This is a genomic window from Pseudomonas sp. ENNP23 (genome assembly GCF_001728945.1).
GTDB lineage: Bacteria > Pseudomonadota > Gammaproteobacteria > Pseudomonadales > Pseudomonadaceae > Metapseudomonas > Metapseudomonas otitidis.
Genome location: NZ_LYSP01000028.1, coordinates 1 through 22,881, shown reverse-complemented (window position 1 = coordinate 22,881; position 22,881 = coordinate 1). Strand labels below are relative to the sequence as shown.

Here is a 22,881-nt window from a genome sequence, read left to right as displayed (position 1 = left end):
GACGACATGACGATGCGTATTTCGCCGCTGGCCTTGGCGCTGGCGGGGGTGGGGCTCGGTTGGGCGGGGGGCGCACAGGCGCAGTTGGCCAACGACCTGACCATCGGCAACCCCAAGGCCATGGCCATGGCCAATGCCGTGACCGCCGACTCCACTGGGATCGATGCGGTGCACTACAACCCGGCGGCCCTGGTCAAACTCAAGGGCCGCCAGACCACGGTGAAGATGATCGCCGGGGTGATGGACATCCGCGCCAAGTTCGATGCGCCCGCCGACTACGGCTTCTTCGGCTACAAGAACGACAGCGTGGCCGGTGCCAACAGCCGCACCCTCACACCGGCCATGTACCTGCCCGGCATGGGCGGCATGACCGACATGCCGCTGCTGGCAGCCCCGCTGGCGGGGCTGTCGATCAACCCGCCGGGCTCCAAGTTCACCTTCGCCACCAACGTCTACGCGCCCATGGCGCTGGGCTACTCGCGGGATTCGGACAGCGATCCGGCGCGCTTCCAGGGGCGCCAGGTGGCGATCCAGCGCATCACCTATTTCTCGCCCTCACTGGGCTACCAGGTGAACGACGAGCTGGCCCTGGGGCTGTCGGTGGGGTTCTCCCACCAGGCGATGGCGCTCAACCAGGACTTTCGCGCACCGGGGATGCTCACCGGCTTGGCTGCCCTGGCTCACGACACCATCTGCCCAGGGATGGGCACGATCATCGGTCCGATCCTGAACGTCTGCGGCGGACGCATCGGCCCCTTCGACTCGCTCGCCAACCTGGACCTGGACATGCAGGAGTCGCTGTCGCCCACCTGGAACATCGGCGTGCTCTGGGAGCCCACCGACTGGTTCGCCTGGGGCGCCACCTACCAGAGCGAGGCCCGCATGCACCTGCAGGGCAAGTACCGGGTGGACTACTCCAGGGAGTGGCAAGGGTTCTGGAGCGGCTTCCAGTCGGCGGTATTCGGCCAGATCCTCAGCCCGCTGTTCCCGTATGGGCGTACCGACGAGGAGAGCGGCAACGCCACGCTGACCATGACCTACCCGGACAATTTCTCCACCGGGATCAAGATCAAGCCGTTCGAGCGCTGGCAGTTCAACTTCGACCTGAAGTGGTCCGGCTACAGCGACTGGAACGAGTTCGAGATTGAATTCGACCGTGAGCTGGACATGCTGCGCATCGCCAAGACCTTCGGTGGCGGCAAGGCCACCGCCACCAGCATCACCCTGGACCGCGGCTACCGCGACACCTGGAGCTGGGCGGTGGGGGCGCAGTACGACGTGACTGACCGCCTGGCCTTGCGCGCCGGCTACGAGTTCCGTCCCTCGGCCATTCCGGACGACAAGGCCGACGTGCTGGCGCCCATTGGCGACGCCCACCTCTACGGGCTCGGCCTGGGCTACCGCTGGGACAAGGACACCAGCATCGACCTGGGCGTTAATTACTTCGTCACTTCGCAGAAGACCATGGCCGGGGAGAGCTGCAACATGAACTGCGATGGCCTGGACAAGATGGTCTACAACCCCTACGCCGGGATGAACGTGGAAACCTCGGTCAAGGCGTTGATCATGGCATTCACCTACACGACGACCTTCTGATGAAGACGCTCATTTCCGTCCTGCTCGCCCTCTCCATCCTGCCGACGGTACAGGCCAGCGGCGGGCGCTACCTGACCTGGATCGACGACAACGGCCGCGTGCACAACAGCTTCGTCGACGACCGCTACAGCCAGCAGCAGCAGGAGGCGGCCCGGCGCGTCAGCCGCAGCGATCTGGAGCGGCTGAAGGAGCAGGGTGCGGCCGGCTGGGGCGCGGCCGGTGGCGAGCAGAAGCGTCGCTATTTCACCTGGGTGGATGCCAGCGGCAACCTGCAGAACAGCTTCTACGCCGCCGGCCAGGTGCCGGCGGGCCAGCGTGACTACCTGCTGCCCAGCGGGCATCGCGCGGGCGAGTACATCGATGCCGACGTGCTGGAAGGGCGCGGTTACTCCCGCCCGGAGAACGGCACCGGTTACTACACCTGGGTGGACGACCAGGGGCGCACCCACAACTCCCCGGTGCCGCCGAAGGACGGCACCAGGGCGGTGGCCAGCGTCGGCCAGCCAGTGGCTTACACCGAGAGCCGTGAGGTGGTGTTCGAGCGCAAGGCGCCGATCCTTCCCGCTCTGGACGGCCAACCCAGCGAAGCCATGAAGGCTCTGCTGGAAGGCAGCGAGGAGCGCAGCCGCGTGCTCTACCAGGAGCTGGTGGAGCAGTGCTGTGGCCAGTTGTCCGATTCGGCCTTCACCGAACTGTCCGCCGAGGAGCCGCGTTACGAGGAGCTGAACCGCTTCTCGCCGAGCTTCACCTTCCCCATGGGGCGCAGCTACTACGCCGCCGTGCGCCTGCCGCGCTCGGGGCGGGAGTACGGCTTGCGCATCCGCAGCTTCGCCAATCGCCAGGTGGTCTACCCGTCGATCCTCTTCCTCGACGAGGCCAAGCGGCCGACCCGACTGGTGAGCGACGCGGTGTACCAGCTCCACGGCGAGACCTGGTACCGCTACGCCTACATCGAGGGCACCGTGCAGGTCCGCGCCAACCAGGGCGAGCGCTATGCGCTGTTGCTCACTACCGACGAAGACCGCGCGGTGAAGACCCTGGACAACAAACCCTACAAGCGCCCACTGCAGGACCTCGCCCTGAGCGAGACCGGCATGCAGGTGCATGAGCATTCGGATGAGGGGGCGTTCGAGCTGGCTATCTTGCGGTAACGTCGGGCTGCTCTGTCGCCTGGCGACCTGCCATGAAAAAGCCCGGCATCGAGCCGGGCTTCTTCATGGGGGAGGACGGGTCAGACTTCCGACGGCCGTACGTTGCCGAACAGTGCCTGGGAGAAGCGCACGCGCTCTTCCGGGGACTCCTGGATGCCCTTGGCCTTCAGCTCTTCGAGGCGGGCCTCGACGGCGTGGGCACGGTGGGTCAGGCCGCAGTCGTTGGCGATCTGGATGTTCAGGCCCGGACGGGCGTTGAGTTCCAGGATCAGCGGGCCCTTGTCCACGTCCAGCACCATGTCCACACCGATGTAGCCCAGCCCGCACAGCTCGTAGCAACCGGCCGCCAGCTTCATGAAGCCGTCCCAGTTGGGCAGCTGCACGCCGTCCACTGCGTTGGTGGTGTCCGGGTGCTTGGCGATCTTGTTGTTCAGCCAGGTGCCGCGCAGGGTGATGCCGGTGGCGAGGTCGACGCCCACGCCGATGGCGCCCTGGTGCAGGTTGGCCTTGCCGCTGGACTGGCGGGTGGGCAGGCGCAGCATGGCCATCACCGGGTAGCCCATCAGCACGATGATGCGGATGTCCGGCACGCCTTCGTAGCTGATGCTCTTGAAGATCGGGTCCGGGGTCACGCGGTACTCGATCAGCGCGCGGTCGCGGTGCCCGCCGAGGGAGTAGAGGCCGGTGAGGATCGAGGAGATCTGATGCTCGATCTCCTCGTGACTGATGATCTTGCCGGAGACGGTCTTGTAGCGGCCTTCGAAGCGGTCGGCGATCACCAGGATGCCGTCGCCGCCGGCGCCTTGCGCCGGCTTGATCACGAAGTCGTTACGCTCGCCGATGATCTCGTCGAGCTTGTCGATCTCCTTCTCGGTGGAAATGATCCCGTACATCTCGGGTACGTGGATCCCCGCCTCGATGGCGCGCTGCTTGGTGATGATCTTGTCGTCGACGATCGGGTACAGGTGCCGCTTGTTGTACTTCAGCACGTAGTCCGCGTTGCGTCGGTTGATGCCCATGATCCCTTTGGCTTCAAGGGCTTTCCACGTCTTGATCAGGCCGAACATGGGCTCAGTCCTTCACGAAGGCTTTGAAGCGGAACAGTTCGGTCAGGCGGTAGCCGCGGTAGCGACCCATCGCCAGCATGAAGCCCACCAGAATCAGCAGCACGGCCGGGAAGGTGAAGATGAAGTAGGTCAGCTCCGGCACGGTCATCAGCAGGTGCGCCAGGGTGGCGGCGAACAGCGTACCGATGGCGACCTTGAAGGCATGGCCACCGCCGCGCTCTTCCCAGGTGATGGACAGGCGTTCGATGGTCATGGTCAGGATCACCATCGGGAACAGGGCGACGGACAGGCCGCGCTCCAGGCCGAGCTTGTGGCTGAGCAGGCTGATCACCGCGATGAGGATCACCACGAACGTCAGTACCACCGACAGGCGCGGCAGCATCTGCAGCTTGAGGTGCTCCAGGTAGGAGCGCAGCGACAGGCCAAGCGCCGTGATGATGGTGAACAGGGCGATGCCGAAGCCCAGTTGGGTCTCGCGGAAGGCCAGGGCGATCAGCACCGGGGTGAAGGTGCCGAGGGTCTGCAGGCCGCCGAGGTTGCGCAGGATGAGGATCACCAGCACACCGATCGGGATCATGATCATGATCTGGTAGGTCTGCTGGGTCTGCAGCGGCAGGCCGTAGAGGGAGTATTCGAGGAAGTCGGCGTCGGTGTTCTCGTCGGTCAGCTTGGCCAGGCGGATGGCGTTCATCTCGCTGTTGTTCAGGCTGAAGGTCACCTGGGCCTTCTTGCCGCCGTCGACGGTGATCAGCGGCTCGTCGCCGGTCCACCACACCAGGCGATCACCCGGCAGGCCCTGCTGGCCGGTCTCGGGGTTGAAGTAGAGCCAGCTCTCGCCGTTGAAGCTGCGCAGCCAGAGCTCGGGGCTCTGCGGCTGGTCGGCGGCGAGGCGGATGGTGTGCACGCGCTCCATCGGGACGTGGGCGATGGACAGCAGCAGTTCGATGACCTTGGCCTTGTTCGGCGTGCCGGCGTCGCCGCCGAGCAGCAGCTTGACGTTGTCGTCGTTGGCGTTGTTGACGCGCTTGATGGTCTCGCTGATGAAGGTCTCGACGTCCGCCGAGTGCTGGCGGATGGGCGCCAGCAGGGCTTCGGCGGCGATCTTCTCGGCGCCTTCCACCGGGATGCTGTCGCGGAAGATCGGCCCTTTGTCTTTGGGCTTCTCGCCGCTGTAGCGCTTGGTCAGCACCAGGCGGTAGTAGAGGGTCTGGTTGCCACTGGCGCGACGGGCGGACCAGGTCACCTTGCGGTTGCCGTCCACGCGATTGATGCTCACGCCGTAGTTGTTGGAGATGAAGCTCTCGTTGAGGCTGACGTAGTCCCGGTTCAGCGGCGGTACGAACATCTGCACCTTGATCGGGTCGCGCGGGCTGGCCTGGAACTCGACCTTGGCGTCGATGTTCCAGAGGTCGTCGGTCTCATCCTCGGTGATCGGGATGCCCTGAATGAAGATCTGGTAGGCCGTTATCAGAATGCCCAGGCTCACCAGCAGGGTGATGAGGGCTTTCAGATGCAGGGTAAGAGAGCGCATGTGAGTTACTCGGCAGCGTTTGCGTCAGTGGCACAGCCGGGTTGGCCGGCAGCGTATTTAAGGCTCGGGTCGACCAGTGCATCGAAGCGCTTGAGCGCCTCGGAACCGATCAGGAGCGGGTATTGGAAAGCGCTTCGGTCGGTGAGGTTCACTTCGATCCGCCGCAGGGCGCTGCCCATGCACACGTCCAGCTCGATGACCGGGCGTGCGGTGTAACGCTTGTCGTCTTCCTCGGGGTTGTAGTCACCGGCACGCCGCTTGATCTTGCTGATCCGCGCCAGGGGGCGCTCGATCGGATGGGCGTGGGTGTCGTCGATGGCGAGGTAGAAGCGCACCCACGACTCTCCGTTCTTCTTGAAACGCTTGATGTCGCGGGCACTGAGGGAAGCTGTCTTGGCCCCGGTGTCCAGTTTGGCGGCGATCACCAGATCAAGGTCGGAAAGGCGGGCGTATTCGTTCAGACCGTAAATGGTCTTGCCGTTGGCGAGGCTGAAGCCTGGCAGGCTCGCCAGGCACAGGAGCAGGGCTAAGGGCTTGTAAGTCATGAGTCCTTGGATGCGGTTCGGGATCCTGATGCCCGGCGCGAGGACCATGGCCCCGGCGTCTGGCGAAAGAGTCTAGCAGGCAAACGGATGGCGCCTCGCCAGGCGCATGAGGCGCGCATTCTAGCATGTGGGTTTTCCACGGCGACAGCCGGCCCATGTGCTTTGTGAAGGCGCTGGCGCCTTTATATGAATTTTTCGCGACACTCGACCATTGTCGACAATGTTGGTCTTTGGTTTGACAGTAAATGACCTTGAGCGTACTTTTCGGTGCATCTTAAATTGAATGTGTCGACAATCATGGCTGCTACCCTGGAAACTCCCCTGGCTGTGACCGAAGACTCGGAAACCCTCTCCGAGCACGTCTTCCGTCGTATCCAGGCCGCCATCATCCGGGGTGAGATTGCACCGGGTAGCAAGATCTCCGAGCCGGAGCTGGCGCGCACCTACGGCATCAGCCGTGGTCCGCTGCGTGAGGCGATCCACCGCCTGGAAGGGCAGAAGCTGCTGGTGCGTGTGCCCCATGTCGGCGCGCGGGTGGTGTCGCTGAGCCCCACCGAACTGATCGAGCTGTACGAGATCCGTGAATCCCTCGAAGGCATGGCCTGCCGCCTGGCCGCCGAGCGTATGACCCAGGACGAGATCGACGAGCTGCGCCGGGTGCTGGATACCCATGAGCGCGACGAGGCCTTCCAGGCCGGGCGTGGCTACTACCAGCAGGAGGGCGACTTCGACTTCCACTACCGGATCATCCAGGGCAGCGGCAACCAGACCCTGACCCGCATGCTCTGCGGCGAGCTTTATCAACTGGTGCGCATGTACCGCATCCAGTTCTCCGCCACGCCGAACCGCCCGCGCCAGGCCTTTGCTGAACACCACCGTATTCTCGACGCCATCGCCGACCGAGACGGCGAATTGGCCGAATTGCTGATGCGCCGTCACATCGGCGCCTCCAAGCGCAACATCGAGCGCCACTACGGCTCCCAGAACGGGCAGGACGCGCTCGCCAACCCCTCCCAGACCCGAGGTGACTCATGACCCAGCTCTCCGCCGGCCAGCGTTTCCGCCAGGCCCTTGCCGAAGAAAGCCCGCTGCAGGTGATCGGTGCGATCAACGCCAACCATGCGCTGCTGGCCAAGCGTGCCGGCTACAAGGCCATCTATCTTTCCGGTGGTGGCGTGGCGGCCGGCTCCCTGGGTCTGCCGGACCTGGGCATCAACACCCTGGATGACGTGCTCACCGACGTGCGCCGCATCACCGATGTCTGCGACCTGCCGCTCTTGGTGGACATCGACACCGGCTTCGGGCCCAGTGCCTTCAACATCGAGCGCACGGTGAAGAGCCTGATCAAGGCCGGCGCCGCCGCGGCGCACATCGAGGACCAGGTGGGCGCCAAGCGTTGCGGTCACCGCCCGGGCAAGGAGATCGTCTCCTGCGAGGAGATGGTCGACCGCGTGCGCGCCGCCGCTGATGCCCGGACCGATCCGGACTTCTTCCTCATCGCCCGCACCGACGCCATCCAGGCCGAGGGCGTGGACGCCGCCATCGAGCGCTGCCTGCGTTACGTCGAAGCCGGCGCCGACGGCATCTTCGCCGAGGCCGCCTACGACCTGCCGACCTATCAGCGCTTCGTCGAGGCCCTGAACGTGCCGGTGCTGGCCAACATCACCGAGTTCGGCGCCACCCCGCTGTTCACCCGGGACGAGCTGGCCTCGGTTGGCGTGGCCATCCAGCTCTACCCGCTGTCCGCCTTCCGCGCGGCGAACAAGGCGGCGGAAGCCGTGTACACCGCCATTCGCCAGAGCGGCCATCAGAAGGATGTGATCGAGCTGATGCAGACCCGCGCGGAGCTGTACGACCGCATCGGCTACCACGCCTTCGAGCAGAAGCTCGACGCGCTGTTCGCCGCCGGCAAGAAGTAGAACCAGCAAGGTAGGGTGGGCTTCAGCCCACCGTGTCAGCGCGCTGTTGGTGGGCTGAAGTCGATCGCCGCCCGGCCCACCCTGCTCAGCGCGCAACAGAACAAAAAGACTCGAGGAGATACCGATGAGCACCAACGAAACCACCACTCCGGGCTTCAAGCCGAAGAAATCCGTGGCCCTTTCCGGCACCGCCGCCGGCAATACCGCCCTGTGCACCGTGGGCCGTACCGGCAACGATCTGCACTACCGGGGCTACGACGTGCTGGATTTCGCCAATCGCTGCGAATTCGAAGAAATCGCCCACCTGCTGGTCCACGGCAAGCTGCCCAACGTCGCGGAGCTGGCCGGCTACAAGGCCAAGCTGAAGGCTCTGCGCGGCCTGCCCGCTGGCGTCAAGGCCGCGCTGGAGCAGCTGCCACCTTCCGCCCACCCGATGGACGTGATGCGCACCGCCGTCTCCGTGCTGGGCTGCCTGTCGCCGGAGAAGGATGACCACAACCACCCCGGCGCCCGCGACATCGCCGACAAGCTGATGGCTTCCCTGGGGTCCGCGCTGCTGTACTGGTACCACTACAGCCACAACGGCAAGCGCATTGAGGTGGAGACCGACGACGACTCCATCGGCGGCCACTTCCTGCACCTGCTGCATGGCGAGAAGCCCCGCGAATCCTGGGTGCGCGCCATGCACACCTCGCTGAACCTGTACGCCGAGCACGAGTTCAACGCCTCCACCTTCACCTCGCGGGTGATCGCCGGCACCGGCTCGGACATGTACTCCTGCATCGCCGGCGCCATCGGCGCGCTGCGTGGGCCCAAGCATGGCGGCGCCAACGAGGTGGCCTTCGAAGTGCAGAAGCGCTACGACAGCCCGGATGAGGCCGAGGCCGACATCCGCGCCCGTGTCGAGAAGAAGGAAGTGATCATCGGCTTCGGCCACCCGGTCTACACCGTCTCCGACCCGCGCAACAAGGTGATCAAGGAAGTGGCCCGCGAGCTCTCCGTGGAGCAGGGCAACACCAAGATGTTCGACATCGCCGAGCGCCTGGAAAGCACCATGTGGGAAATCAAGAAGATGTTCCCCAACCTCGATTGGTTCAGCGCCGTCAGCTACCACATGATGGGCGTGCCCACCGCCATGTTCACCCCGCTGTTCGTGATCGCCCGCACCTCGGGCTGGTCCAGCCACGTCATCGAACAGCGCATCGACGGCAAGATCATCCGCCCGAGCGCCAACTACACAGGCCCCGAAGACCTGGAGTTCGTGCCGCTCAAGGACCGTAAATAACAATGACCACGACCGTGAACAGCCAATACCGCAAGCGCTTGCCCGGCACCGCGCTGGATTACTTCGACGCCCGCGAGGCGGTCGAGGCGATCCAGGCCGGCGCCTGGGACAAGCTCCCCTACACCTCCCGTGTGCTGGCCGAGCAGCTGGTGCGCCGCTGCGAGCCCGCCGACCTGACCGCGTCGCTGGGGCAACTGATTTATCGCAAGCGCGACCTGGATTTCCCCTGGTACCCGGCGCGGGTGGTCTGCCACGACATCCTCGGGCAGACCGCGCTGGTGGACCTGGCCGGCCTGCGTGATGCCATCGCCGAGCAGGGCGGGGACCCGTCCAAGGTCAACCCGGTGGTGCCGACCCAGTTGATCGTCGACCACTCCCTGGCCGTGGAAGCCGCCGGTTTCGACCCGGACGCCTTCGAGAAGAACCGCGCCATCGAGGACCGCCGCAACGAGGACCGCTTCCACTTCATCGACTGGACCAAGACTGCATTCAAGAACGTCGACGTGATCCCCGCCGGGAACGGGATCATGCACCAGATCAACCTGGAGAAAATGAGCCCGGTGATCCAGGCGCGCGGCGGCATCGCCTTCCCCGACACCTGCGTCGGCACCGACTCGCACACGCCGCACGTGGATGCCCTGGGCGTGATCGCCATCGGCGTTGGCGGCCTGGAAGCCGAGACCGTGATGCTCGGCCACCCGTCGATGATGCGCCTGCCCGACATCGTCGGTGTCGAACTGACCGGCCAGCGCCAGCCCGGCATCACCGCCACCGACATCGTCCTGGCCTTGACCGAGTTCCTGCGCAAGGAGCGTGTGGTGGGCGCCTACGTCGAGTTCTTCGGCGAGGGGGCGGACAGCCTGTCCATCGGCGACCGCGCGACCATCTCCAACATGTGCCCGGAATACGGCGCCACCGCCTCGATGTTCTACATCGACGAGCAGACCATCGACTACCTCAAGCTCACCGGCCGCGAGCCCGAGCAGGTGGCGCTGGTGGAGCACTACGCCAAGACCCTGGGGCTGTGGGGCAGTGCACTGAAGACCGCCGAGTACGAGCGCGTGCTGAGCTTCGACCTGGGCAGCGTGGTGCGCAACATGGCCGGCCCGTCCAACCCGCACCGCCGCCTGCCCACTTCGGCGCTGGCCGAGCGCGGCATCGCCGACGAGGCCAAGCTGCAGGCCGGTCGTGACGAAGAGGCGAAGGGCCTGATGCCCGATGGCGCGGTGATCATCGCCGCCATCACCAGTTGCACCAACACCTCCAACCCGCGCAACGTGATCGCCGCCGGCCTGGTGGCGAAGAAGGCCAATACCCTCGGTCTGGTGCGCAAGCCCTGGGTGAAGACCTCCTTCGCGCCGGGTTCCAAGGTCGCCAAGCTGTACCTGGAGGAAGCCGGCCTGCTGCCGGAGCTGGAGAAGCTCGGCTTCGGCATCGTCGCCTACGCCTGCACCACCTGTAACGGCATGTCCGGCGCGCTGGACCCGGTGATCCAGAAGGAGATCATCGACCGTGACCTGTACGCCACCGCCGTGCTCTCGGGCAACCGCAACTTCGACGGGCGCATCCACCCCTACGCCAAGCAGGCCTTCCTCGCCTCGCCGCCGCTGGTGGTGGCCTATGCCATCGCCGGTACCGTGCGCTTCGACATCGAGCAGGACCCGCTGGGCACCGATGCCCAGGGCAACCCGGTCACGCTGAAGGACCTGTGGCCGAGCGACGAGGAGATCGACGCCATCGTCGCCGCCTCGGTGAAGCCCGAGCAGTTCAAGCAGATCTACATCCCGATGTTCGACCTGGGCAGCGTGCAGGAGGCGGAAAGCCCGCTGTACGACTGGCGCCCGATGTCCACCTACATCCGTCGCCCCCCGTACTGGGAAGGCGCGCTGGCCGGCGAGCGCACGCTCAAGGGCATGCGGCCGCTGGCGATCCTGCCGGACAACATCACCACCGACCACCTGTCGCCGTCCAACGCCATCCTGGCGGACTCGGCCGCCGGCGAGTACCTGGCGAAAATGGGCCTGCCGGAGGAGGACTTCAACTCCTACGCCACCCACCGTGGGGACCACCTGACGGCCCAGCGCGCCACCTTCGCCAACCCGCAGCTGGTCAACGAGATGGCCGTGGTCGACGGGCAGGTGAAGAAGGGCTCGCTGGCCCGCGTGGAGCCGGAGGGCCAGGTGATGCGCATGTGGGAAGCCATCGAGACCTACATGAACCGCAAGCAGAACCTGATCATCGTCGCCGGTGCCGACTACGGGCAGGGCTCGTCCCGCGACTGGGCGGCCAAGGGCGTGCGCCTGGCGGGTGTGGAAGTGATCGTGGCCGAAGGCTTCGAGCGCATCCACCGCACCAACCTGGTGGGCATGGGTGTGCTGCCGGTGGAGTTCAAGCCGGGCACCACGCGCCTGACCCTGGGCCTGGACGGCACCGAGACCTACGACGTCGAAGGCGACATTTCGCCGCGCTGCGACCTGACCCTGGTGGTCAATCGTCGCAACGGCGAGGTGGTGCGGGTGCCGGTCACCTGCCGCCTGGACACCGCCGCCGACGTCAGCGTGTACAAGGCCGGTGGCGTGCTGCAGCGCTTTGCCAAGGACTTCCTCAAGGGCGAGGTCGCCTGACTGCGTAGGGTGGAGGGCGACTCATCGATCCACCGTGGTGCTTGCCAATGGTGGATGGAAGAAGCGCCATCCACCCTGCGGCTCATCGAGGACTTAGCCCGGATGCAATCCGGGGAGTACCGAACATGGTCATGCCCGGATGGCATCCGGGCCCTTTCTCAGGACTGCACGCATGGCTCATCTACCGCAAGTGAAAATCCCCGCCACCTACATCCGTGGCGGGACCAGCAAGGGCGTGTTCTTCCGCCTGCAGGACCTGCCCGAGGCCTGCCAGGTGCCGGGCGAGGCCCGTGACCGGCTGTTCATGCGGGTGATCGGCAGTCCCGATCCCTACGCCGCGCACATCGACGGCATGGGCGGGGCGACTTCCAGCACCAGCAAGTGCGTGATCCTGTCGAAGAGCGGCCAGCCCGACCACGATGTCGACTACCTCTACGGGCAGGTCTCCATCGACAAGGCCTTCGTCGACTGGAGCGGCAACTGCGGCAATTTGTCCACCGCGGCGGGCGCCTTCGCCATTCACGCCGGGCTGGTGGACCCGTCACGCATTCCAGCCAACGGCACCTGCGTGGTGCGCATCTGGCAGGCCAACATCCAGAAAACCATCATCGCCCATGTGCCGGTCACCGATGGCCAGGTGCAGGAAACCGGCGATTTCGAGCTGGACGGGGTGACCTTCCCGGCGGCGGAGATCGTGCTGGAATTCCTCGATCCGTCGGATGACGGGGAGGAGGGCGGTTCCATGTTCCCCACCGGCAACCTGGTGGATGAGCTGGACGTGCCGGGCGTTGGCACCTTCAAGGCGACCCTGATCACCGCCGGCATTCCCACGGTGTTCGTCAACGCCGAAGACATCGGCTACACCGGCACCGAGCTGCGCGAGGCCATCAACGGCGACCCCGAGGCGCTGGCGCGCTTCGAGAAGATCCGTGTCGCCGGCGCACTGCGCATGGGGCTGATCAAGGCCCCCGAAGAGGCGCTGACCCGCCAGCACACGCCGAAGGTGGCGTTCGTCGCGCCGCCCAGGAACTACCAGGCCTCCAGCGGCAAGACGGTGAAGGCCGACGAGATCGACCTGCTGGTGCGGGCGCTGTCCATGGGCAAGCTGCACCACGCGATGATGGGCACGGCGGCGGTCGCCATCGGCACCGCGGCGGCCATTCCCGGCACCCTGGTGAATCTGGCGGCCGGTGGTGGCGAGCGCACGGCGGTACGTTTCGGCCACCCCTCCGGCACCCTGCGCGTGGGCGCCGAAGCCCGGCAGGTGGACGGCCAGTGGCAGGTGACCAAGGCGATCATGAGCCGCAGTGCGCGGATATTGATGGAAGGCTGGGTACGGGTGCCGGGCGACAGCTTCTGAGTCGCTCAGTGCTGGCTGGTACCCAGCAACAGGCCGCCGGCGCCGACAAAGAAGGCGCCGGTGGTGCGATTGAGGTTGCGCACGCCACGGGCGCTGCGGATCAGGCGGCGAATCTGCAGGCCGAACAGTGCGTAGAGCAACGAGGCGGCGTATTCGGCCAGCAGATAGGTCGTGCCCAGGTAGAGAAACTGTTCGGCGGCCGGCTGATCGGGGCGGATGAACTGCGGGAAGATCGCTGCGAACAGCAGGATGGCCTTGGGGTTGCTGATGCCGATGAGAAACTCCTGGCGAGTCGCCAGCCACAGGGTGCGCCTCGATTCTGCCGGGCTTTGTCGTTCGTCCAGAGCGAAGGCGCGGCTGCGCCACGCGCTGATACCCAGGTAGAGCAGGTAGGCGGCACCGACCCATTTGACTGCGCTGAACAACTGTTCGGAGGCCATCAGCATGGCGCCGAGGCCGACCGCCGAAATGAGCAGGAAGAAGGCGAACGCGATGACTCGCCCCGTGGTGGCCAGTACGGCAGTCGCCATGCCATGGCGGATGCCGTTGTTCATCGCGCAGAAGTTATTGGGGCCCGGCGTGATCGCGATCAGCAGGGCGATCGGGGCGAACAGCAGGGCATCGTTGAGGGTCATGACGGGCTCGCGAAATTACTTGAGGCGGCGCTCAACGCCTTTTTCCACCAGGATCTTGGCGGAAATCTCTTCCACCGAGAAATGGGTGGAGTTGATGTAGGCGATGTTTTCCCGGCGGAACAGGTTTTCCACCTCGCGCACTTCGAACTCGCACTGGGCGAAGCTTGCGTAGCGGCTGTTGGGCTTGCGCTCGTTGCGGATGGCGGTGAGACGGTCGGGGTCGATGGTCAGGCCGAACAGCTTGTGCTTGTAGGGGCGCAGGGCATTGGGCAGCTGCAGGCGCTCCATGTCCTCTTCGGTCAGCGGGTAGTTGGCCGCGCGGATGCCGTACTGCATCGCCATGTACAGGCAGGTGGGCGTTTTGCCGCAGCGCGACACGCCGACCAGAATCAGGTCGGCCTTGTCGTAGTAGTGGGTGCGGGCACCGTCGTCGTTGTCCAGCGCGAAGTTCACCGCCTCGATGCGCTCCATGTAGTTGGAGTTGTGGGCGATGGAGTGGGACTTGCCCACGGAGTACGAGGAATGGGAGGTGAGCTCCTGTTCCAGCGGCGCGAGGAAGGTCGAGAAGATGTCGATCATGAAGCCGTTGGAGGTCGCGAGAATTTCCCGGATCTCCTTGTTCACGATGGTGTCGAAGATGATCGGTCGCGCGCCGTCTGCCTCGGCAGCCTTGTTGATTTGCTGTACCATGGCGCGCGCTTTTTCCACGCTGTCGATATAGGGCCGCGTGAGCTTTGCGAACGTGATGGTTTCGAACTGCGCCAGCAGGCTCTGTCCGAGGGTTTCAGCGGTAATGCCGGTACCGTCGGAGATGAAAAAAGCGGTTCGTTTCATGCGCCAAAGGCCTTAAGTCGGGAACGATTCTTGGCTATCATAGGTCCGTTTTGCTGGCCTGAAGCCGGCCTGCATTGTGACTCATTTTTCCGGCACCATGCCAGAACGCGGCGGAACCGCTCCGCCCAGCTATTCCAACAGATAGTGGAGAGATCACCTTGGTTGAGTACGTAGTTTCCCTCGATAAGCTCGGCGTCCACGATGTTGAGCATGTGGGGGGCAAGAACGCATCCCTGGGCGAGATGATCAGCAATCTGGCGGGTGCTGGGGTTTCCGTTCCCGGTGGTTTCGCCACGACTGCCCAGGCCTACCGTGACTTCCTCGAGCAGAGCGGCCTTAACGATCGCATCCACGATGCGCTGGACAAGCTCGACGTGGATGACGTCAATGCGCTCGCCAAGACCGGTGCCGAGATTCGCCAGTGGGTCATGGACGCCGAGTTCCCGGCGCGTCTGGACGCTGAAATTCGCGCGGCGTTCGCTGAAATGGCCGCTGGCAACGAGAACATGGCCGTCGCCGTGCGCTCCTCCGCCACCGCCGAAGACCTGCCGGACGCCTCCTTTGCCGGCCAGCAGGAGACCTTCCTCAACATCCGTGGCGTGGACAATGTGATCCGTGCCGCCAAGGAAGTCTTCGCCTCCCTCTTCAATGACCGTGCCATCGCCTACCGCGTGCACCAGGGCTTTGACCACAAGCTGGTCGCCCTGTCCGCCGGTGTGCAGCGCATGGTGCGTTCGGAAACCGGTACGGCCGGCGTGATGTTCACCCTGGACACCGAGTCCGGCTTCCGTGACGTGGTGTTCATCACCGGCGCCTACGGCCTCGGCGAGACCGTGGTGCAGGGTGCGGTGAACCCCGACGAGTTCTACGTGCACAAGCACACCCTGGAAGCCGGCCGCCCCGCGATCCTGCGTCGCAACCTGGGCAGCAAGGCGATCAAGATGGTCTACGGCGAGGAAGCCAAGGCCGGCAAGTCGGTGAAGACCGTTGATGTCGACCGCGCCGAGCGTGCGCGTTTCTGCATCACCGATGCCGAAGTCACTGAACTGGCCAAGCAGGCCATGATCATCGAGAAGCACTACGGCCGTCCGATGGACATCGAATGGGCCAAGGACGGTGACGACGGCAAGCTGTACATCGTGCAGGCCCGTCCCGAGACCGTTAAGAGCCGCGCCAGCGCTACCGTGATGGAGCGCTACCTGCTGAAGGAAAAGGGCACCGTCCTGGTGGAAGGCCGTGCCATCGGCCAGCGCATCGGCGCCGGCCCGGTGAAGGTGATCCACGACGTTTCCGAGATGGACAAGGTCCAGCCGGGCGACGTGCTGGTCTCCGACATGACCGACCCGGACTGGGAACCGGTGATGAAGCGCGCCAGCGCCATCGTCACCAACCGTGGCGGCCGTACCTGCCATGCCGCGATCATCGCCCGTGAGCTGGGCATCCCGGCTGTCGTGGGCTGTGGCAACGCCACCCAGGTGCTGAAGGATGGCCTGGGCGTGACCGTTTCCTGTGCCGAGGGCGACACCGGCTTCATCTTCGAAGGCCAGCTGGGCTTCGACGTGCGCAAGAACTCCGTCGACGCCATGCCGGAGCTGCCGTTCAAGATCATGATGAACGTCGGCAACCCCGACCGTGCCTTCGACTTCGCGCAGTTGCCGAACGAGGGCGTGGGCCTGGCACGCCTGGAATTCATCATCAACCGCATGATCGGCGTACACCCCAAGGCGCTGCTGAACTTCGCCGGCCTGCCGCCGGAGATCAAGGAAAGCGTCGAGAAGCGCATCGCCGGCTACGACGACCCGGTCGGCTTCTACGTCGAGAAACTGGTCGAAGGCATCAGCACCCTGGCCGCGGCCTTCTGGCCGAAGAAGGTCATCGTCCGCCTGTCGGACTTCAAGTCCAACGAATACGCCAACTTGATCGGCGGCAAGCTGTACGAGCCCGAGGAAGAGAACCCCATGCTGGGCTTCCGTGGCGCCTCCCGCTATATCAGCGAGTCGTTCCGCGATTGCTTCGAGCTGGAATGCCGCGCGCTGAAGAAGGTGCGGAACGAGATGGGCCTGACCAACGTCGAGATCATGGTGCCCTTCGTCCGTACCCTGGGCGAGGCGAGCCAGGTGATCGACCTGTTGGCCCACTACGGCCTCAAGCGCGGTGAGAATGGCCTGCGCATCATCATGATGTGCGAGCTGCCGTCCAACGCTCTGCTGGCCGAGGAGTTCCTGGAGTTCTTCGATGGCTTCTCCATCGGCTCCAACGACATGACTCAGTTGACGTTGGGCCTGGACCGCGACTCCGGCATCATCGCCCACCTGTTCGATGAGCGTAATCCGGCGGTGAAGAAGCTCCTGTCCAACGCCATTGCTGCGTGCAACAAGGCGGGCAAGTACATCGGCATCTGTGGTCAGGGCCCTTCGGACCACCCGGACCTGGCCAAGTGGCTGATGGAGCAGGGCATCGAGAGCGTTTCCCTCAACCCCGACTCCGTGCTCGACACCTGGTTCTTCCTGGCCGAAGGCCAAGCCTGATCCCGAACGGTAACCGGAAAAAGGGCGGGTCATCACCCGCCCTTTTTCATGCAAGTAGTTTTCATGCAAAGCAGCAGTCTTCTTTTCCCGGTGGCCCTGGTGGGCGCCGAACTCCGTGGGGACCTCACGGAAGACCTCTATCGCCTCAAGCCTGGCAACAGTCCTGATCCCAGCGTTGAACTGGTGGTTACGCGCTTGGGCCTATACGGGCGTGAAGGGCAGCGCGGTATCCCTGTGGTGCTGGTGCACGGCAGCTTCTCCAATCGCCGCTTCTGGTACTCGCCGCGCGGCCTGGGCCTGGGGCCTTTCCTGGCCAGGGCGGGTTTTGACGTGTGGATCGTCGAGATGCGCGGCCACGGTCTTTCCCCTCGCAATCAGACCTACCGGCACAACCGCGTGGCCGACTATGCCCGCTACGATCTACCGGCCATTGGCGCCTTCGTGCGTGAGCAGGCCGGATCGCCCGCTCACTGGGTGGGGCACTCCCTGGGTGGTGTGACCCTGGCCGCCGCACTGGGGGGCGGCTACCTCGACGAGGAGACTGCGGCGTCCGTTGCCTTGTTCGGCAGCCAGATCAGTCGGGTCTACTGGCCCCTCAAGGTTCCGCCGGTGGAGTGGCTGGGGCGTTTCCTGCTCAAGCGCTTCGATGTGCTCTCCGGTTCCGGCCTCAAGCGCGGGCCCGAGGATGAGCCTATCGGCATCGGGCTGGAGAATCTCCGCTGGCATGGCCTGTTCGGCCGCTTCGGTGACGCCGAGCGAGATTGGTGGAAGGGGTTGGCGGATGTCCGGGTGCCGGTACTGGCCGTGGGTTCGGCTGGAGATCACCAGGACCCGGCGTGGGCTTGCCGGAAGCTGCTCGACCAGTTCGGCAGCGAGGTTCGTGAGTTCCTTTGCCTGTCCCGCGAGGCCGGCTTTGCCGAGGATTACGGCCATGTGGAGATGCTGGTGAGCAAGTCGGCGCAGCAGGAGGTCTGGCCGCTCGTCGAGCACTGGCTCTTGCACCGCAGCCTTCCGGCGTTGCCAGGCCAGCCTGAACGTGAACTCTCTTCGGCAATGTGAAAGCAATTCGGTTGATTGTCACGGATTCGCTGCTCAACGTCCCGGAAAGCCGCTGTCACGGCGGTGTTGCGCCCTTGCGCGGCATCCGCCCCGGCGGTAGGGTGCTGCGCTGTTCCCGCCACGGGATCGCCTTCGACCTGGAGCGTGCTGGTGTATGCGCTGCGCAACGCTTTCCGCTGCCGGCCCAGGACGGTGATCGTGACGGCCCCGATCTCTAGACCCGCAAGGAGCCACGCCATGCAATACATCACCCCTGATCTGTGCGATGCCTACCCTGACCTGGTGCAGGTCGTTGAGCCGATGTTCAGCAACTTCGGTGGTCGCGATTCCTTCGGTGGCGAAATCGTCACCATCAAGTGTTTCGAGGACAACTCGGTGGTCAAGGAGCAGGTTGACCAGCCCGGTCAGGGCAAGGTCCTGGTGGTCGATGGCGGTGGCTCCCTGCGCCGTGCGTTGCTGGGAGACATGCTCGCCGAGAAGGCCGCGAAGAATGGCTGGGAAGGCATCGTGGTATACGGCTGCATCCGTGATGTGGACGTGATCGCCCAGACTGACCTGGGTGTCCAGGCCCTGGCCAGCCACCCGATGAAGACCGATAAGCGCGGTATCGGCGACCTGAATGTTGCCGTCACCTTCGGTGGCGTGACTTTCCGCCCGGGGCAGTACCTGTATGCCGATAACAACGGCATCATCGTCTCCCCCGAACCGCTGAAGATGCCCGGGTAACCGGGCAGGTGGCGCGAGGATGACAGGTGAGCAGAGCCCCGGTGCGGGTTTGGTTCATGCATTCGTGCTCGACGCGCAGGGCGGCGCGCGCGCCATCAGTCGCGCCGAGCTGGATGGGCTCCAGCTCGGCGCGCATGAAAGCCTCTGGCTGCACTGGGACCGTGGGCATCCCCTGGCGCGCCTGTGGCTGCGCGAGCGCAGTGGGCTGGGGGAGTTCGCTTGTGACCTGCTGTTGGAGGAGAGCACCCGCCCGCGTCTGGTAACCCTGCCGGATGAGCAACTGCTGCTGTTCCTTCGCGGGGTCAACCTCAACCCCGGTGCCCAGCCGGAAGACATGGTGGCAGTGCGCATCTTCGCCGATGCGCGCCATGTGATTTCCCTGCGGTTGCGCCCCCTTCATGCCACTGATGAGCTGATCCAGCAGTGGCGCGCCGGGACCGGGCCGCGCAGTGCATCCGAGGTGCTGCTCTATCTTGCCGAGCACCTGACCAGCAAGGTCGATTCGCTGATCGCTCATCTGGGGGATGCGGTCGATGAGCAGGAGGAGCAGCTCGATGCCAGTGAGCGCTACAACCCCGATCATGACCTGATGCTGCAGACCCGCCGGCGGGCTGCGGCCTTGCGCCGCTTCCTTTCTCCGCAGCGGGACATCTATGGCCAACTGGCGCGCAATCGGCTTGGCTGGTTCGCGTCCGATGACGCTGACTACTGGAACGAACTGAACAACCGCCTGACTCGCTACCTCGAAGAGCTGGAGATGATTCGCGAACGAGTCGCCCTGGTGCTGGAGTCCGAGAACCGCCGGATGAGCGAGCGGATGACGCGCACCATGTACCTGCTGGGCATCATCACCGGCTTCTTTCTGCCCATGAGCTTCATCACCGGGCTCCTGGGTATCAACGTGGGTGGGCTGCCGGGCGCCGACGCATCCCATGGCTTTCCCATCGTGTGCCTGCTCCTCCTCGGGGTGGCCGCCTTCCAGTGGTGGCTCTTCCGTCGGCTGCGCTGGCTTTGAATGTGACCCATCTCCAGCCTGCTGCGTCTAGCCGACATACCTACGAGAGGTGCGAATGCACGATCCCTTCGAAGAATCCCTGCGGGACATGCTCCGTAACGCGCCGTCCGACCATGACGACAGCGCGGCGCTCGGTCGCGTCCTCAAGACCGCGAACCGGCAGGTTGGCGTGGGCGACCTCTTCTGCCTGCTCGGCCACTGGGCCGAAGCCCTGATGATCGCCCTGAACAACGGCTCGGCGCATGTGGCGCCCGTATCTCGCCGTTCCTCCTCGAAACGCTCTGCTGACAAGGCTGAATGAAGATGGAATTCGACCCCTGGACCCAAGGTATCGTTAACGCCATGACCACGGTGTGGACACCGGTAGCCGGCTTCATCCCACGCTTCTTCGGCGCGCTGGTGGTGGTCTTGGTGGGCTTCGTCGTCGCCAAGCTGCTGGACACCCTGCTCTCCAAGCTGCTGGCCAAATTGGGATTGGATCGCCTGATGGCCGGCACCGGGTTGACCAAGATGCTTGGCCGCGTCGGTATCCAGGTGCCGGTTTCCTCACTGATCGGCAAGATCGTCTACTGGTTCGTCCTGCTCATCTTCCTGGTGTCCGCTGCCGAGTCCTTGGGTCTCGATCGCGTCTCGGCGACCCTGGACATGCTCGCGCTCTACCTGCCCAAAGTGCTGGGCGCCGCTCTGGTGCTGCTGGCCGGCGTGCTGCTGGCGCAACTGCTCAGCGGGATCGTTCGTGGCGCGGCGGAAGGCGTGGGCCTGGACTACGCCCATGGCTTGGGGCGTATCGCCCAGGGCCTGGTCATCCTCATCAGTATCTCCGTGGCCATTGGCCAGTTGGAGGTCAAGACCGACCTGCTGAACAACGTCATCGCCATCGCGCTGATCTCCATCGGTCTGGCGGCTGCTCTGGCCCTGGGCCTTGGCAGCCGAGACATTGCCGCGCAGATCATCGCCGGAATCTATGTGCGCGAGCTTTACCAAGTCGGCCAGGAGGTCAAGGTCGGGGACATCGAAGGGCAGATCGAGGAGATCGGCACCGTGAAGACCATCCTGCTCACCGACGAGGGGGATCTGGTATCGGTGGCCAACCGGACGCTTCTCGACCAGCGGGTAACGAGCCGCTAACACGAAGCGCCATCCCTGCTAATATTGGCCGCCGGATCAGCGCCCACGCGCTCCGGCGGCTCCCGATCATTGCCGGCCCGACCTGTTTTGAACAAACCCCAATCGCTGTCCCTGCGCTATGACCCTCACGAACTCTCCGACGAAGAGCTGGTGGAGCGTGCGCATGTCGAGTTGTTCCATGTCACTCGGGCCTATGAAGAGCTGATGCGCCGTTACCAGCGGACCCTCTTCAATGTATGCGCGAGATATTTGGGGAACGAACGAGACGCTGATGATGTCTGTCAGGAGGTGATGCTCAAAGTGCTATATGGGCTCAAGAACTTTGAGGGTAAATCCAAGTTCAAGACCTGGCTCTACAGCATCACGTACAACGAATGCATTACCCAGTACCGCAAAGAGCGACGCAAGCGTCGCTTGCTCGATGCCCTGAGTCTCGATCCGCTCGAGGAGGCCTCCGATGAGAAGGCTCCGAAGATCGAGGAGCGTGGCGGGCTCGAGCGCTGGCTGGTGCATGTGAACCCGATCGATCGTGAAATCCTCGTACTGCGTTTTGTTGCGGAACTGGAGTTCCAGGAGATCGCCGACATCATGCATATGGGCTTGAGCGCGACAAAGATGAGATACAAACGCGCTCTTGATCGCTTGCGCGAAAAATTTTCAGGATCGGCCGAAACTTAGTTGGGCAAAATCAATCTCTAAGAGTAGCGAGTTCTGGTAAACTTGCGGACCAAGTTGTCCATTGAGATTGTTTGACAACTTACTGACAACCAAGATGGGGATTTACGGATGAAACTGAAAAACACCTTAGGCGTAGCCGTTGGCTCTCTCGTTGCCGCATTTTCTCTGAACGCGCTGGCGCAAGGCCAAGGCGCTGTCGAGGTGGAGGCTTTCGGCAAGCGCTACTTCACCGATAGCTCGCGTGATCTGTCCAACGGCAACCTGCTGGGCGGTTCGGTTGGTTACTACCTGACCGATGACGTCGAACTGGCTCTGTCCTATGGCGAGTTTCACGACATTCGTTCGGAAAACGACACTGGTAACAAGAACATCAAAGGCAATCAGGCTGGCCTGGATGCGATCTACCACTTCGGTACTCCCGGTGTAGGTCTGCGCCCGTACGTGTCCGCTGGTCTCGCTCACCAGAACATCAGCAACGTTCCGGATCGTACCGGTCGTGACCACAGCACTTTCGCCAACATCGGCACCGGCGTGAAGTACTACTTCACCGAGAACTTCTACGCCAAGGCTGGTCTGGACGGCATGTACAACATCGACGCCAACGAAGCCGAATGGGCTGCTGGTGTGGGTGTTGGCGTGAACTTCGGTGGTGGCTCCAAGCCCGCTGCCGAGCCGGCTCCTGCTCCGGTTGCCGAAGTCTGCTCCGACAGCGACAACGATGGCGTGTGCGACAACGTCGACAAGTGCCCGAACACCCCGGCCAACGTCACCGTTGACGCCGACGGCTGCCCGGCCGTTGCCGAAGTGGTTCGCGTTGAGCTGGACGTGAAGTTCGACTTCGACAAGTCCAAGGTCAAGGAAGAAAGCTACGGCGACATCAAGAACCTGGCTGACTTCATGAATCAGTACCCGGCCACCACCACCACCGTTGAAGGCCACACCGACTCCGTCGGCACCGACGCCTACAACCAGAAGCTGTCCGAGCGCCGTGCCAACGCCGTTCGTGAAGTACTGGTCAACCAGTACGGTGTAGGTTCTGACCGCGTCAACGCCGTTGGTTACGGTGAGTCCCGCCCGGTTGCCGACAACGCCACCGAAGCTGGCCGCGCTGTTAACCGTCGCGTAGAAGCTGAAGTAGAAGCCCAAGCCAAGTAATTGGTCTGAGCTTCAGGAAAACCCGGCCTAGGCCGGGTTTTTCTT

At 64.1% G+C, this 22,881-nt stretch carries 20 protein-coding genes; 15 read left to right on the top strand and 5 right to left on the bottom strand.

Going from position 1 to position 22,881, the window contains the following annotated elements; all coding sequences use genetic code 11:
- Nucleotides 1-6 precede the first annotated feature (6 nt).
- A complete protein-coding gene (locus A9G05_RS16385) occupies nt 7-1,596 on the top strand; it encodes an outer membrane protein transport protein (RefSeq protein WP_170832290.1) in 1,590 nt (529 codons plus the stop codon).
- A complete protein-coding gene (locus A9G05_RS16380) occupies nt 1,596-2,747 on the top strand; it encodes a MalM family protein (RefSeq protein WP_069561986.1) in 1,152 nt (383 codons plus the stop codon). Before A9G05_RS16385 ends, A9G05_RS16380 begins: the two co-directional genes overlap by 1 nt.
- 80 nt (nt 2,748-2,827) lie before the next feature.
- Here the strand turns inward: A9G05_RS16380 and A9G05_RS16375 are convergent, their stop codons facing one another.
- Genes A9G05_RS16375 through A9G05_RS16365 form a run of 3 tightly spaced genes read right to left on the bottom strand, consistent with a single transcriptional unit; the run spans nt 2,828 to nt 5,890 of the window.
- Nucleotides 2,828-3,814, bottom strand: a complete 987-nt coding sequence (locus A9G05_RS16375; protein WP_069561985.1) for an alpha-L-glutamate ligase-like protein — start codon at nt 3,812-3,814, stop codon at nt 2,828-2,830.
- Between the two features lie 4 nt (nt 3,815-3,818).
- Entirely contained in the window at nt 3,819-5,345 is a 1,527-nt protein-coding gene (locus tag A9G05_RS16370; RefSeq protein ID WP_069561984.1) for an inactive transglutaminase family protein, read from the bottom strand.
- A 5-nt stretch (nt 5,346-5,350) separates the two neighbouring features.
- The gene (locus A9G05_RS16365) at nt 5,351-5,890 is read right to left on the bottom strand and encodes an ATP-dependent zinc protease (protein ID WP_069561983.1); all 540 of its coding nucleotides are present in this window, start codon (nt 5,888-5,890) and stop codon (nt 5,351-5,353) included.
- Between the two features lie 297 nt (nt 5,891-6,187).
- On the opposite strand from A9G05_RS16365, the gene A9G05_RS16360 reads away from it, so the two are divergent.
- The 5 genes from A9G05_RS16360 (at nt 6,188) to prpF (ending at nt 13,078) form a co-directional block, all read left to right on the top strand.
- Complete coding sequence (locus A9G05_RS16360) at nt 6,188-6,925, top strand: GntR family transcriptional regulator (RefSeq protein WP_069561982.1); 738 nt, start codon at nt 6,188-6,190, stop codon at nt 6,923-6,925.
- A complete protein-coding gene (prpB, locus tag A9G05_RS16355) occupies nt 6,922-7,809 on the top strand; it encodes a methylisocitrate lyase (RefSeq protein WP_069561981.1) in 888 nt (295 codons plus the stop codon). Before A9G05_RS16360 ends, prpB begins: the two co-directional genes overlap by 4 nt.
- A gap of 124 nt (nt 7,810-7,933) precedes the next feature.
- Entirely contained in the window at nt 7,934-9,094 is a 1,161-nt protein-coding gene (prpC, locus tag A9G05_RS16350) for a 2-methylcitrate synthase (RefSeq protein WP_069561980.1), read from the top strand.
- A 14-nt stretch (nt 9,095-9,108) separates the two neighbouring features.
- Nucleotides 9,109-11,718, top strand: coding sequence for a Fe/S-dependent 2-methylisocitrate dehydratase AcnD (acnD, locus tag A9G05_RS16345; RefSeq protein ID WP_171902728.1), 2,610 nt, complete (start codon nt 9,109-9,111; stop codon nt 11,716-11,718).
- A gap of 172 nt (nt 11,719-11,890) precedes the next feature.
- Complete coding sequence (prpF, locus tag A9G05_RS16340) at nt 11,891-13,078, top strand: 2-methylaconitate cis-trans isomerase PrpF (protein ID WP_069561978.1); 1,188 nt, start codon at nt 11,891-11,893, stop codon at nt 13,076-13,078.
- Between the two features lie 5 nt (nt 13,079-13,083).
- On the opposite strand, the gene A9G05_RS16335 is transcribed toward prpF, so the two are convergent.
- Both A9G05_RS16335 and A9G05_RS16330 read right to left on the bottom strand, forming a co-directional pair.
- A complete protein-coding gene (locus A9G05_RS16335; RefSeq protein ID WP_069561977.1) occupies nt 13,084-13,713 on the bottom strand; it encodes a LysE family translocator in 630 nt (209 codons plus the stop codon).
- 15 nt (nt 13,714-13,728) lie between these two features.
- On the bottom strand, nt 13,729-14,547 hold the full coding sequence (locus tag A9G05_RS16330; protein ID WP_044401624.1) for a pyruvate, water dikinase regulatory protein: 819 nt from the start codon (nt 14,545-14,547) through the stop codon (nt 13,729-13,731).
- A 158-nt stretch (nt 14,548-14,705) separates the two neighbouring features.
- Between A9G05_RS16330 and ppsA the strand changes: the two genes are divergently transcribed.
- The 8 genes from ppsA to A9G05_RS16290 all read left to right on the top strand — a co-directional run bounded on the left by ppsA (nt 14,706) and on the right by A9G05_RS16290 (nt 22,836).
- Nucleotides 14,706-17,075 carry a phosphoenolpyruvate synthase gene (ppsA, locus tag A9G05_RS16325; RefSeq protein ID WP_069561976.1) on the top strand — a complete coding sequence of 790 codons (2,370 nt, stop codon included), beginning with the start codon at nt 14,706-14,708 and terminating at the stop codon, nt 17,073-17,075.
- Nucleotides 17,076-17,138: 63 nt separating this feature from the next.
- Nucleotides 17,139-18,134, top strand: a complete 996-nt coding sequence (locus tag A9G05_RS16320) for an alpha/beta fold hydrolase (protein ID WP_069561975.1) — start codon at nt 17,139-17,141, stop codon at nt 18,132-18,134.
- A 237-nt stretch (nt 18,135-18,371) separates the two neighbouring features.
- A complete protein-coding gene (gene rraA, locus A9G05_RS16315) occupies nt 18,372-18,860 on the top strand; it encodes a ribonuclease E activity regulator RraA (RefSeq protein ID WP_069561974.1) in 489 nt (162 codons plus the stop codon).
- A gap of 19 nt (nt 18,861-18,879) precedes the next feature.
- On the top strand, nt 18,880-19,875 hold the full coding sequence (locus A9G05_RS16310; RefSeq protein WP_069561973.1) for a zinc transporter ZntB: 996 nt from the start codon (nt 18,880-18,882) through the stop codon (nt 19,873-19,875).
- Nucleotides 19,876-19,930: 55 nt separating this feature from the next.
- Nucleotides 19,931-20,176 carry a CrfX protein gene (locus A9G05_RS16305; protein ID WP_069561972.1) on the top strand — a complete coding sequence of 82 codons (246 nt, stop codon included), beginning with the start codon at nt 19,931-19,933 and terminating at the stop codon, nt 20,174-20,176.
- Nucleotides 20,177-20,178: 2 nt separating this feature from the next.
- The gene (locus tag A9G05_RS16300; RefSeq protein WP_044401644.1) at nt 20,179-21,003 is read left to right on the top strand and encodes a mechanosensitive ion channel domain-containing protein; all 825 of its coding nucleotides are present in this window, start codon (nt 20,179-20,181) and stop codon (nt 21,001-21,003) included.
- Between the two features lie 87 nt (nt 21,004-21,090).
- A complete protein-coding gene (gene sigX, locus A9G05_RS16295) occupies nt 21,091-21,681 on the top strand; it encodes an RNA polymerase sigma factor SigX (protein ID WP_044401647.1) in 591 nt (196 codons plus the stop codon).
- Nucleotides 21,682-21,789: 108 nt separating this feature from the next.
- A complete protein-coding gene (locus A9G05_RS16290; protein ID WP_069561971.1) occupies nt 21,790-22,836 on the top strand; it encodes an OmpA family protein in 1,047 nt (348 codons plus the stop codon).
- The last annotated feature ends 45 nt before the right edge of the window (nt 22,837-22,881 follow it).